Source organism: Vibrio sp. 10N.222.52.B12, assembly GCF_002875385.1.
Taxonomy (GTDB): Bacteria; Pseudomonadota; Gammaproteobacteria; order Enterobacterales; family Vibrionaceae; genus Vibrio; species Vibrio jasicida.
The window spans coordinates 34,376-46,932 of sequence record NZ_MDAW01000148.1 but is presented as its reverse complement, the minus strand read 5'-3'; the positions used below and the strand labels follow the sequence as shown (position 1 = coordinate 46,932).

At 46.0% G+C, this 12,557-nt stretch carries 14 protein-coding genes; 12 read left to right on the top strand and 2 right to left on the bottom strand.

All coding sequences use genetic code 11. The features are described from left to right. Window positions 1–3: 3 nt before the first annotated feature. From BCT11_RS22540 to glmU, 11 genes are all read left to right on the top strand, one after another. Window positions 4–885, top strand: a complete 882-nt coding sequence (locus tag BCT11_RS22540; RefSeq protein ID WP_038875194.1) for a ParB/RepB/Spo0J family partition protein — start codon at window positions 4–6, stop codon at window positions 883–885. Between the two features lie 189 nt (window positions 886–1,074). Beyond that, window positions 1,075–1,464, top strand: coding sequence for a F0F1 ATP synthase subunit I (locus BCT11_RS22535; RefSeq protein ID WP_038870191.1), 390 nt, complete (start codon window positions 1,075–1,077; stop codon window positions 1,462–1,464). Between the two features lie 8 nt (window positions 1,465–1,472). Then, window positions 1,473–2,285 (top strand): F0F1 ATP synthase subunit A, encoded by an 813-nt coding sequence (gene atpB, locus BCT11_RS22530; RefSeq protein ID WP_020195196.1) that lies wholly within the window; start codon window positions 1,473–1,475, stop codon window positions 2,283–2,285. Between the two features lie 55 nt (window positions 2,286–2,340). Further along, window positions 2,341–2,598 carry a F0F1 ATP synthase subunit C gene (gene atpE / locus BCT11_RS22525; protein WP_005372317.1) on the top strand — a complete coding sequence of 86 codons (258 nt, stop codon included), beginning with the start codon at window positions 2,341–2,343 and terminating at the stop codon, window positions 2,596–2,598. 56 nt (window positions 2,599–2,654) lie between these two features. Next, on the top strand, window positions 2,655–3,125 hold the full coding sequence (atpF, locus tag BCT11_RS22520) for a F0F1 ATP synthase subunit B (protein ID WP_005451032.1): 471 nt from the start codon (window positions 2,655–2,657) through the stop codon (window positions 3,123–3,125). A 14-nt stretch (window positions 3,126–3,139) separates the two neighbouring features. Next, window positions 3,140–3,673 (top strand): F0F1 ATP synthase subunit delta, encoded by a 534-nt coding sequence (gene atpH / locus BCT11_RS22515; RefSeq protein WP_038870190.1) that lies wholly within the window; start codon window positions 3,140–3,142, stop codon window positions 3,671–3,673. Window positions 3,674–3,686: 13 nt separating this feature from the next. Then, on the top strand, window positions 3,687–5,228 hold the full coding sequence (gene atpA, locus BCT11_RS22510; RefSeq protein ID WP_038870189.1) for a F0F1 ATP synthase subunit alpha: 1,542 nt from the start codon (window positions 3,687–3,689) through the stop codon (window positions 5,226–5,228). 44 nt (window positions 5,229–5,272) lie between these two features. Next, the gene (atpG, locus tag BCT11_RS22505; RefSeq protein WP_038870188.1) at window positions 5,273–6,139 is read left to right on the top strand and encodes a F0F1 ATP synthase subunit gamma; all 867 of its coding nucleotides are present in this window, start codon (window positions 5,273–5,275) and stop codon (window positions 6,137–6,139) included. Between the two features lie 35 nt (window positions 6,140–6,174). Next, window positions 6,175–7,578, top strand: coding sequence for a F0F1 ATP synthase subunit beta (gene atpD / locus BCT11_RS22500; protein WP_038870187.1), 1,404 nt, complete (start codon window positions 6,175–6,177; stop codon window positions 7,576–7,578). Between the two features lie 18 nt (window positions 7,579–7,596). Then, entirely contained in the window at window positions 7,597–8,019 is a 423-nt protein-coding gene (locus BCT11_RS22495) for a F0F1 ATP synthase subunit epsilon (RefSeq protein WP_005429758.1), read from the top strand. Window positions 8,020–8,168: 149 nt separating this feature from the next. Beyond that, window positions 8,169–9,530, top strand: coding sequence for a bifunctional UDP-N-acetylglucosamine diphosphorylase/glucosamine-1-phosphate N-acetyltransferase GlmU (gene glmU, locus BCT11_RS22490; RefSeq protein ID WP_102389332.1), 1,362 nt, complete (start codon window positions 8,169–8,171; stop codon window positions 9,528–9,530). Between the two features lie 80 nt (window positions 9,531–9,610). On the opposite strand, the gene BCT11_RS22485 is transcribed toward glmU, so the two are convergent. Further along, window positions 9,611–10,351, bottom strand: a complete 741-nt coding sequence (locus BCT11_RS22485) for an amino acid ABC transporter permease (RefSeq protein ID WP_038870185.1) — start codon at window positions 10,349–10,351, stop codon at window positions 9,611–9,613. Window positions 10,352–10,473: 122 nt separating this feature from the next. Between BCT11_RS22485 and BCT11_RS22480 the strand changes: the two genes are divergently transcribed. Then, window positions 10,474–11,250, top strand: a complete 777-nt coding sequence (locus tag BCT11_RS22480) for a transporter substrate-binding domain-containing protein (protein ID WP_102389331.1) — start codon at window positions 10,474–10,476, stop codon at window positions 11,248–11,250. Window positions 11,251–11,337: 87 nt separating this feature from the next. Here the strand turns inward: BCT11_RS22480 and punC are convergent, their stop codons facing one another. Further along, complete coding sequence (punC, locus tag BCT11_RS22475) at window positions 11,338–12,543, bottom strand: purine nucleoside transporter PunC (RefSeq protein ID WP_038870183.1); 1,206 nt, start codon at window positions 12,541–12,543, stop codon at window positions 11,338–11,340. Between the last annotated feature and the right edge of the window lie 14 nt (window positions 12,544–12,557).

Below are 12,557 nucleotides of genomic sequence, written 5' to 3'. Positions count from 1 at the left end.
CCCATGTCTAAGCGTGGTCTAGGAAAAGGACTGGATGCGCTGTTGTCGACCAGTTCGCTGGCTCGTGAAAAACAGCATATTGCATCGCACAGCCAAGCATTGTCGGCAGATGGTGAACTGACGGATTTAGCGATCGGTCAATTGCAACCGGGTGTTTACCAACCGCGTAAAGATATGGCACCAGAAGCCCTAGAAGAGCTAGCGGCTTCGATTCAATCACAAGGCATCATTCAACCTATCGTTGTACGTCAAGTCGCAGGCGGTCAGTTTGAAATTATCGCTGGTGAGCGCCGTTGGCGCGCTGCTAAGCAAGCAGGGTTGAAACGTGTTCCTTGCTTGGTGAAAAAGGTTGAAGACCGAGCAGCCATCGCAATGGCGCTGATTGAGAACATTCAACGTGAAGACTTGAATGTGATTGAAGAAGCGCAAGCGCTTGAGCGTTTGCAAGATGAATTCACGCTGACTCATCAGCAAGTGGCCGATGTGATTGGCAAATCAAGAACGACCGTCAGTAACTTATTACGTCTGAATCAATTAGAAATTGACGTAAAAGGTCTGGTCGCCAATAAAAAATTAGAAATGGGTCATGCTCGAGCATTGTTGGCTTTAGAAGGCGAACAACAAATTGAAGTAGCCCTGCAAGTCGCTAAGAAGCAAATGACAGTTCGCCAAACCGAACAGTTAGTAAAAAAGTGCTTAGCGCCACAAAATGAGCAAAAAGCGCAACAAGAAGATACCGAAGCGGAGCAAATGTCGCATAAATTGAGTCAACTGCTTGATGCTAAGGTTTCTTTGGTCCGTTCTGCAAACGGCAAAGCGAAAGTGACGATAAGTCTTGATGAGCCTCACAAATTGGATCAACTGATTGCCAAGCTAGAGGCCTAGATGAGATAATTGATTTAGGTCAATTAATCAATTTAATCGAATTTTGTGTGAAAGTTGTCGGATTGTAAACAAAACTGTAAGTTTTTGATGCAATATAATTGCATTCAATTGTTCTCACCGTATAATTTTCGCCAATTTCCCTGCACATAGAGTTTAGTGCGAAGTGGATATTACTAGAGGTACGAATACATGGTAGCTGCGTTAGCTAGACCAGGACGAGAGCTCGCAAAGCAATTGTTAATGATCCAGTCTGGCGCGGTTATTTTTGTGGCGGCAGGAATGGCGGTGGCCGTGAATCCTGAATGGGGATTTTCAGCGTTGGTTGGTGGTGGCATTTTTGTCGTTGCCAATGCAGTATTCGCGCTCTTTGCTTTTATGTTTAGTGGGGCTCGCGCTGCAAAGCGTATTGCAGCTTCATTTTTCACAGGCGAAGCTCTGAAAATTCTCATCACGGTTGCGCTATTCTACGTTGCCTACATGTATATGCAGGTGGAACTTGTTCCCCTCAAACTAACCTATTTGCTGGTACTAGGTATTAATATCTGTGCACCAGTGCTATTCATTAACAACAAAAAATAGGATGAGTTATGGCTGCGCCAGGTGAAGCGCTAACATCGTCCGGATACATTGCCCACCACTTATCAAACCTTTCTTTAGCTAAGTTAGGCTTGGTAGCGGATGAAGCAAGTTTCTGGAACGTACATATCGATAGCCTGTTTTTTTCTTGGTTTACTGGTTTAATTTTCCTCGGAATTTTTTACAAAGTAGCGAAGGGAACAACAGCGGGTGTACCGGGTAAGCTTCAGTGTGCTGTAGAAATGATCGTTGAATTTGTCGCGGAAAACGTCAAAGACACGTTCCATGGACGCAACCCACTGATCGCGCCTTTAGCACTGACTATCTTTTGTTGGGTATTCTTGATGAACGTGATGGACTTAGTCCCGATCGACTTCTTGCCTTACCCAGCAGAGCATTGGCTAGGTATCCCTTACCTTAAGGTTGTACCGTCTGCTGATGTGAATATCACCATGGCTATGGCTCTAGGCGTTTTCGCATTGATGATTTACTACAGCATCAAAGTGAAAGGTCTAGGTGGATTCGCAAAAGAACTTGCACTACATCCATTCAATCACCCACTAATGATTCCGTTTAACCTACTGATCGAAGTGGTATCGCTACTAGCGAAGCCTCTTTCTCTTGGTATGCGTCTATTCGGTAACATGTTCGCGGGTGAGGTTGTATTCATTCTTTGTGCGGCAATGCTACCATGGTACTTACAATGGATGGGTTCACTACCGTGGGCAATCTTCCATATCTTGGTTATTACGATTCAAGCCTTCGTATTCATGATGTTGACAATTGTTTACCTGTCAATGGCACACGAAGACGCTGATCATTAATTTTTTAAGCTTTTTATTTGGGCACTAAGCCAACAACTATAAATTGGAGATAGTAATGGAAACTTTACTGAGCTTTTCTGCAATCGCCGTAGGTATTATCGTCGGTCTTGCTTCTCTTGGTACAGCGATTGGTTTCGCACTGCTAGGTGGTAAATTCCTAGAAGGTGCTGCACGTCAACCAGAAATGGCTCCTATGCTACAAGTTAAGATGTTCATCATCGCAGGTCTACTTGATGCGGTTCCAATGATCGGTATCGTAATCGCGCTACTATTCACTTTCGCAAACCCATTTGTGGGTCAACTAGCAGGCTAATTAACAACTCTGTTAATTGTATTTTTGTAGTTGATTCTTAAAAGGGAGTAGCTGTTGTGAATATAAACGCAACTCTGCTAGGTCAAGCAATCTCGTTCGCACTATTTGTGTGGTTCTGCATGAAGTATGTATGGCCACCGTTGATGCAAGCGATCGAAGAACGTCAGAAGAAAATTGCTGATGGTCTTCAAGCAGCAGAACGTGCTGCAAAAGACTTGGATCTAGCACAAGCCAACGCTTCTGATCAGATGAAAGAAGCGAAGCGCACAGCAACTGAGATCATCGACCAAGCGAATAAGCGTAAGTCTCAAATTATTGATGAAGCTCGCGAGGAAGCTCAGGCAGAACGCCAGAAAATCCTAGCGCAAGCGGAAGCAGAACTTGAAGCTGAACGTAATCGTGCACGCGATGAGCTGCGCAAACAAGTTGCTACTCTGGCTGTAGCTGGTGCCGAGAAAATCCTTGAGCGTACTATCGATAAAGACGCTCAGAAAGATATTCTCGACAACATTACTGCAAAACTTTAAGTCTGGGGGCGCATATGTCTGATTTGACTACAATCGCACGCCCCTATGCTAAAGCAGCTTTTGACTTTGCTGTAGACAAAGACCAGTTGGACCAATGGGGCCAAATGTTGTCTTTCGCTACTGAAGTTGCCAAAAACGAACAAATGAATGAACTTTTAACCGGTTCTGTTTCCGCCGAGAAAATGGCAGAAATTTTTGTTGCAGTTTGCGGTGAACAAGTTGATGCGCACGGTCAAAACCTGATTAAGGTTATGGCTGAGAATGGTCGTTTAACGGCCCTTCCCGATGTTTGTGAGCAATTCTTCTTATTGAAGAAAGAACATGAGAAAGAAATCGATGTTGAAGTCATTTCAGCAAGCGAACTTTCTGATGAACAGCTAGCAAATATTGGCAGCAAACTTGAAGTGCGTCTTGAACGCAAAGTGAAGCTGAATTGCAGCGTAGATGAGACCCTACTTGGTGGGGTTATTATTCGAGCCGGAGACCTAGTCATCGATGACTCAGCGCGAGGTCGTTTGAACCGCCTGAGCGATGCATTGCAGTCTTAATGGGGATTGGAGCATGCAACTTAATTCCACGGAAATTAGCGATCTAATCAAACAACGCATCGAATCTTTCGACGTTGTTAGTGAAGCTCGCAACGAGGGTACTATCGTATCGGTAAGCGATGGTATCATCCGCATCCACGGCCTAGCGGACGTGATGCAAGGTGAAATGATTGAATTACCGGGTGGCCGTTATGCACTAGCACTTAACCTTGAGCGTGACTCGGTTGGTGCGGTAGTAATGGGCCCATATGCTGACCTTAAGGAAGGCATGAAAGTTACAGGTACTGGCCGCATTCTTGAAGTGCCAGTTGGTCCAGAACTACTAGGTCGCGTAGTAAACACGCTAGGTGAACCTATCGATGGTAAAGGTCCAATCGAAGCAAAACTGACTTCGCCTGTAGAAGTAATCGCACCAGGTGTAATCGACCGTAAATCGGTAGACCAACCTGTACAAACTGGCTACAAATCAGTTGACTCAATGATCCCAATCGGTCGTGGTCAGCGTGAACTTGTAATCGGTGACCGTCAGACTGGTAAAACAGCAATGGCGATCGACGCGATTATCAACCAGAAAGACTCTGGTATTTTCTCAATCTACGTAGCAATCGGTCAGAAAGCATCGACTATCGCTAACGTAGTTCGCAAACTAGAAGAGCACGGCGCGCTAGCTAACACTATCGTTGTTGTTGCATCTGCTTCTGAATCTGCAGCGCTACAATACCTAGCGCCATACGCAGGTTGTGCGATGGGTGAATACTTCCGCGATCGCGGTGAAGACGCACTGATTGTTTACGATGATCTATCTAAACAAGCGGTAGCTTACCGTCAGATCTCTCTACTACTAAAACGTCCACCAGGCCGTGAGGCATTCCCAGGTGACGTATTCTACTTACACTCTCGTCTACTAGAGCGTGCAGCTCGTGTAAACGAAGAGTACGTAGAGCGTTTCACTAACGGTGAAGTGAAAGGTAAGACTGGTTCTCTAACTGCTCTTCCTATCATCGAAACTCAAGCAGGTGACGTTTCAGCATTCGTACCGACTAACGTAATCTCGATTACCGATGGTCAGATCTTCCTACAAACTGAGCTATTCAACGCGGGTGTTCGCCCTGCCGTTGACCCAGGTATCTCAGTATCTCGTGTAGGTGGTTCAGCTCAGACGAAAATCATCAAGAAGCTATCTGGCGGTATCCGTACTGCACTAGCTCAGTACCGTGAACTAGCGGCATTCGCACAGTTCTCGTCTGACCTTGATGAAGCGACGAAGAAACAGCTAGACCACGGTCAAAAAGTAACAGAATTAATGAAGCAGAAGCAGTACGCTCCAATGTCTGTATTTGACCAAGCACTAGTTATCTTCGCGGCAGAGCGCGGCTATTTAGCAGATGTTGAACTAAACAAACTGCTAGATTTTGAAGCGGCTCTACTATCGTATGCTCGCGGTCAATACGCTGAATTTGCAGCTGAGATCGACAAGTCGGGTGCGTACAACGATGAAGTTGAAGCTCAGTTGAAGAAGCTGACTGACGACTTCGTAGCAACCCAAACTTGGTAATTAGGTCGGTGGCAGTTTCTGCCACCAACTAACGGAGAGTAACGATGGCCGGCGCAAAAGAGATACGTAATAAAATCGGTAGTGTTAAAAGCACGCAGAAAATTACGAAAGCGATGGAAATGGTAGCAGCTTCAAAAATGCGTCGTTCTCAAGATGCAATGGAAGCTTCTCGTCCATACGCTGAAACAATGCGTAAAGTGATCGGTCATGTGGCAAACGCAAACCTAGAGTACCGTCATCCGTACCTAGAAGAGCGTGAAGCCAAGCGTGTTGGTTACATCATCGTTTCTACAGACCGTGGCCTGTGTGGCGGCTTGAACATTAACGTGTTCAAAAAAGCTGTGACAGATATGCAGGCTTGGAAAGAGAAAGGTGCAGAAGTTGAACTGGCAGTTGTTGGTTCAAAAGCGACAGCATTTTTCAAAAGCAGTGGCGCAAAAGTTGCTGCTCAGGTTTCAGGTCTGGGTGATAGCCCAAGCCTTGAAGACCTAATCGGTTCTGTAAGCGTAATGCTAAAGAAATACGATGAGGGTGAATTGGATCGCCTGTACGTAGTGTTTAACAAATTTGTGAATACTATGGTTCAGCAACCAACGATCGATCAATTGCTACCTTTGCCTAAATCGGACAGCGAAGAAATGCAGCGAGAGCATTCATGGGATTACATCTATGAGCCTGAACCAAAACCTCTACTGGACACACTTCTAGTGCGTTACGTAGAGTCTCAGGTTTACCAAGGTGTGGTTGAGAACCTTGCTTGTGAGCAAGCGGCTCGAATGATTGCGATGAAAGCTGCAACGGATAACGCGAGTGACCTGATTGAAGACTTAGAACTTGTGTACAACAAAGCCCGTCAGGCTGCGATTACACAAGAACTGTCTGAAATCGTATCAGGTGCTGCAGCGGTTTAAGCTTAGGTTAAACGAAATAGTTTAGAGGATTAACGATGGCTACAGGTAAGGTCGTACAGATCATTGGTGCGGTAGTCGACGTAGAGTTCCCACAGAGCAATGTACCTAGTGTATATGACGCTCTAAACGTTACGGACTCAAAAGAGCGTCTTGTTCTTGAAGTTCAGCAACAGCTAGGCGGTGGCGTAGTTCGTTGTATCGTAATGGGTAGCTCTGATGGTTTACGTCGCGGAGTTGAAGTGGTTAACACTGGCGCTCCAATTTCAGTACCAGTAGGTACTAAAACCCTAGGTCGTATCATGAACGTTCTAGGTGACGCGATTGATGAGTGTGGTGAGATCGGTGCGGAAGAGCTTTACTCTATCCACCGTGAAGCACCAAGCTACGAAGAGCAATCAAACGAAACTGCACTTCTAGAAACCGGTGTTAAAGTAATCGACTTGATTTGTCCATTCGCTAAGGGTGGTAAAATCGGTCTATTCGGTGGTGCAGGTGTAGGTAAGACCGTTAACATGATGGAGCTTATCAACAACATCGCACTTCAACACTCAGGTCTATCTGTGTTTGCAGGTGTTGGTGAGCGTACTCGTGAAGGTAACGATTTCTACTTTGAGATGCAGGAAGCGGGTGTTGTAAACATCGAGAAGCCTGAAGAATCAAAAGTAGCAATGGTTTACGGTCAGATGAACGAGCCACCGGGCAACCGTCTACGTGTTGCTCTGACAGGTCTAACGATGGCTGAGCGTTTCCGTGATGAAGGTCGTGACGTTCTATTGTTTATCGATAACATCTACCGTTACACGCTTGCAGGTACAGAAGTATCAGCACTTCTAGGTCGTATGCCATCTGCGGTAGGTTACCAGCCTACGCTTGCAGAAGAAATGGGTGTACTACAGGAGCGTATCACGTCAACTAAGCAAGGTTCTATCACGTCTGTACAGGCGGTATACGTACCAGCGGATGACTTGACTGACCCATCTCCAGCAACAACGTTCGCGCACTTGGATGCAACGGTTGTACTTAACCGTAACATCGCAGCAATGGGTCTATACCCTGCGATCGACCCACTGGATTCTACATCTCGTATGCTAGATCCATTGGTTGTTGGTCAAGACCACTACGACACAGCTCGTGGTGTTCAGCAGACTCTTCAGCGCTACAAAGAGCTGAAAGACATCATCGCGATTCTAGGTATGGACGAGCTATCTGAAGAAGATAAGCAAGTTGTATCTCGTGCACGTAAGATTGAGCGTTTCCTAACTCAGCCTTACCACGTAGCGGAAGTATTTACAGGTGACCCTGGTGTTTACGTACCTCTTAAAGAGACTCTACGTGGCTTTAAAGGTCTACTAGCTGGTGAATACGATGACATTCCAGAGCAAGCGTTCATGTACTGCGGTTCGATTGACGATGCTATCGAGAATGCGAAGAAGCTATAAGGCTAACTAGGAGGCGATATGGCACCAATAACCTTTCACCTAGACGTAGTAAGCGCTGAGAAACGCATTTTCTCAGGTCGCGTTGAAACGTTTCAGGTGACCGGTAGCGAAGGTGAGCTGGGTATTTTCCACGGCCACACTCCGCTCCTGTCCGCTATTAAGCCTGGTATGGTGCGTATTGTGAAACAGCACGGCCACGAAGAGTTCATTTATGTCTCTGGTGGTATGGTCGAAGTTCAGCCTGGTACTGCTACAGTACTGGCTGATACAGCGATTCGTGGTGAAGATCTAGACGCAGCGAAGGCAGAAGAAGCCAAGCGTCGCGCTGAGGAGCAAATCCAGAATCAGCATGGCGACATGGACTTCGCACAAGCGGCCAGTGAACTGGCTAAAGCCATTGCTCAGCTACGAGTTATCGAGCTGACCAAAAAGCGTCGCTAAGCTCTATTAGCAACGTTGCATGAAAAAGGCGGCCATTTGGTCGCCTTTTTGATTAATTTTAGTAGGAAATTTACATCCCGCCATTAACTATTCCCTTCAAGGTGTTTAAAATAACGCCCAATTAAAACTAAAACGTCAATAGGTTAATCATGAAATTCAGTGCTGTGATCCTAGCTGCGGGTAAGGGTACCCGTATGTATTCGAACATGCCTAAAGTGCTTCACACTTTAGCAGGGAAGCCAATGGCAAAACATGTTATCGATACATGTACTGGCCTAGGCGCACAAAACATCCATTTAGTTTATGGTCACGGTGGTGACCAAATGCATCAGACGCTTGCTGAAGAACCGGTTAATTGGGTACTGCAAGCTGAGCAGTTAGGTACGGGTCATGCAGTTGATCAAGCTTCTCCAAAGTTTGAAGACGATGAAAAAGTACTGATTCTATATGGTGATGTTCCACTGATTTCAGCTGAAACGATTGAAAACTTGCTTGATGCACAACCTACGGGCGGCATCGCGCTATTAACCGTCATGCTTGATAACCCAATGGGTTACGGTCGTATCATCCGTAAAAATGGCCCTGTTGTGGCGATCGTTGAGCAAAAAGATGCGACAGAAGAGCAGAAGCTCATCAAAGAATGTAATACTGGTGTGTTGGTGGCGACAGGCGGTGACCTGAAGCGCTGGCTTGCCGGTCTAAATAACGAAAACGCACAAGGTGAATACTACCTAACTGACGTTATCGCGGCCGCACACGATGAAGGTCGTGCGGTAGAGGCAGTGCACCCAGTAAACGCGATTGAAGTGGAAGGTGTTAACGATCGTGCTCAACTGGCTCGTTTAGAGCGTGCGTTCCAATCAATGCAAGCACAGAAACTGCTAGAACAAGGCGTTATGCTGCGCGACCCAGCGCGTTTCGACCTACGTGGTGAACTGCAATGTGGTATGGACTGTGAAATCGACGCGAATGTAATCATCGAAGGTAAAGTATCACTGGGTGATAACGTAGTGATTGGTACAGGCTGCGTTCTAAAAGATTGTGAAATCGACGATAACACCATCGTTCGCCCATACAGCGTAATTGAAGGTGCAACCGTTGGTGAAGAATGTACGGTTGGCCCATTCACACGCCTACGTCCTGGCGCAGAGATGCGTAACGACTCTCACGTGGGTAACTTCGTAGAAGTGAAAAACGCGCGTATCGGTGAAGGCTCTAAAGCGAACCACCTAACTTACCTAGGTGATGCAGAAATCGGTCAACGTACTAACATCGGTGCTGGTACCATCACTTGTAACTACGATGGTGCGAACAAGTTCAAGACCATCATTGGCAACGACGTTTTCGTTGGTTCAGACAGCCAACTTATCGCGCCAGTGACAGTTGCGGATGGTGCAACCATTGGTGCGGGTACTACGTTAACCAAAGATGTCGCTGAAGGTGAGCTTGTGATCTCTCGCGCGAAAGAGCGCAAAATTACCGGTTGGCAACGTCCAGTTAAGAAAAAGTAAGCTTAATTCGCTTACTTCAAAAAAGCAAAGCCGCTCTTGATGAGCGGCTTTGTTGTATCTGGTGTTGTGAAAGATAGAGTTTAGTGACTTGGGATCGCTATGCGCTTCTCTAACCAGCGCACCGCTTGAGAGACCAAAAGAATCAGTACCAAATACTCTAAGACGAGAAACGTATAGATCTCTAATGGCAAGTACTCATTCACGACCAATTCATTAGCCCGTCTCGTTAAGTCACTTAAACCTATTACGCTGACCAACGAACTCATTTTAAGGATATAAACGAATTGATTCCCCAGTGGAGGGAGAATTTGTCGGAAAGCTTGGGGAAGAATCACCAAACGCATTTTTTGCCAATAGTTTAATCCAAGTGACTCTGCTGCTTCATGTTGGCCACGACTGATAGCTTGGATCCCGCCTCTAAATACTTCTGCCATGAAGGCACTTTCTGCAATGGTTAACGCAATCACACCTGCCCAAAAATGATTCAGTGATACGTCTAGCAGCGTCGGCATACCGTAATACACCCAAAGCAGCAGTACCAAAACAGGAATAGAGCGGATCACCTCCACATAAACACGGTTTATCCACTTGAGTATTGGAGAGTCAGAGAGCGCGGGTAGGGCGATGAGCAATCCAATCGTCATCGCAAACAACATACTGAGCAATGACACTTGGATCGTGTCATTAAAGCCTGCGACCAGAAATCTGATGTTTGTCAGCCCTTGTTCGGTCGATGGATCAAGAACATACCAGCCCCATTGGTAGTCAGAGCAACCGGTGAGAAAAAGCAATGAAACGAGGCACAGATGTCTATAGTTCACAATTACTCCCTGAACTGACTAAAAAACTTCCTTTGTTGCTGCTATGTTATCAATGAAGCCGTACTAATGGTTAATAATTAAAGGGAATATCTCCCACTCTCATTCTTTTAAGGGAATAGAAAATGAAAAAAACGTTGCTTGCGCTAGGAATGTGCCTGCTTGCGATAACTCAAGTCGCTCATGCAGAAAGTCGTCTACAAGATATATTGGACAAAGGTGTTTTACGTGTAGGGACGACAGGGGATTGGAACCCGATGACGATGAAAGATCCTGCGACCAATAGTTATCGTGGTTTTGATATCGATGTCACCGCTGAGCTTGCAAAAGATCTGGGCGTTAAGGTGGAATACGTTGCGACCGATTGGAAAACACTGGTTAACGGTATCACGGCCAACAAATACGATATTACAGGTAGCGCGTCATTGAATATGTCACGCGCAAAAGTAGCAGGTTATAGCCAACCGTATTTTTATCTTGCGTTTGTACCTGTGGTGCAAAAAAAAGATCTAGCAAAATTCTCTGATTGGGCAGACTTCGATAAGCCAGATGTGAAAGTAGCAGCGACGCTGGGAACGGTTCAAGAGAAGTTGGTCAAAGACTTCTTTCCATCTGCGCAGCATATTGTGATTGAAGCGCCAGCACGTGACTTCCAAGAATTGCTAGCTCGCCGTGCCGACGTATCGGTAACATCAAACGTAGAAGCGGCCACGCTGGTGGAGAAGTTTAAACAGTTGGCGATTGTTCCAGTCAAAGAGCCGCGCAAGCCAACCCCAATTGCGATGCTCTTGCCTCAAGATGACCAAGTATGGATAAATTACATCAACCACTGGGTTGAGCTTAAGAAGACTCAAGGCTTCTTTAAGCAAACTGCTGAAAAATGGGGCTTGAAGAGTATGTAAGCTCTTGCTCTTAGCTATCCTAGAAAAACAAAGAGCCGCATAGTGCGGCTCTTGTTTATTGCTTTATAGACTGAGTTTGAAGGTGTTTTAAAGCTCGTCTTCACTCACCACACGAGCATTGTCAGGTGTCGTGAAGTGCTGAGACAATTCACGGTTAGATAGAATGTAACCCATCCACAGACCACCCATACAAATCACAATCGCAACACCGGTCACCATTTGAGCTTGGCTCGCCATTGCTGCAACAAGTGCGCTTGATAGGCTGCTCACGGTAATTTGCAGGCTGTTTTGTAGGCCAGCAGCCGTAGCAGGACTTTGCTGAGCACTTGCTAATGCGCGGTTTACTACGATTGGATAAAGTGCACCGTTAGCAACCGCAATCAAACAGAATGGCGCTAGGATTGGCCAGATAGAGGTCAGTTGCCATTGTGACGCAGCGAAGATAAGCAGTGCAGCAACACTAAACAGGCCAATCAACTGACGCAGAATCTTCTCGTCACCGTATTTGCGAACGCCAACCTTACCTAAGTAACCACCCACCATGAAGGCGATAGTTTGTGGAATAAAGCTTAAACCAATGTCCTTCGCTTCATAGCCAAGTTGAGACATGATCTCAGGCATACCGGTTAAGTAAGCAAAGAAAGCCGCAGACGCAGTAGCAAACATAAACACGTTACCTAGGTAAGCTTTAGAACCTAGTAGTGATTTGATGTCTGAAGACATACTGGTTTGTTTTGCCTCTACTTTTTCATCTTTCTGAGCCATAGTTGCTACAACGAGTAGTACACCCATTAGCGTCAATGCAACAAAAATACTGTGCCAGCCAAAGCTGTCTGCCAATAACACACCTAATTGAGGTGCGAGTGCTGGTGATAGCGCAACCAAAGGCATAATGGTGGCAAAAATTTGCTGGCTTTGGCTAGAGTGACGTTTAATCACCATCGCTTGCCAGATCACCGCAGGAGCACAAACACCAATCGCTTGAACGAAGCGCAGTGCGAGTAGTTGCCATACTTGCTCACTGAACGCGAGACCAAATGAGGCTATGGTAAACAGAACCAAACCTGCGGCCAACGTATTACGATGTCCAAATTTGTCTGAAGCCAAGCCCCACATCAACTGACCAAAAGCCATACCAACAAGAAATACGGTCAGAGAAAGTGCGATTTGTTCAGGGCCTGTAGCAAAATCGATTTCCATTGCTTTGAATGCCGGTAAGTACATATCGGTAGCAATAAAGCCGAGCATTGATAAGGCTGCGAGATAAACAAGCTGTAGTTTTGAGATTTTCATGATTCAACCAATCA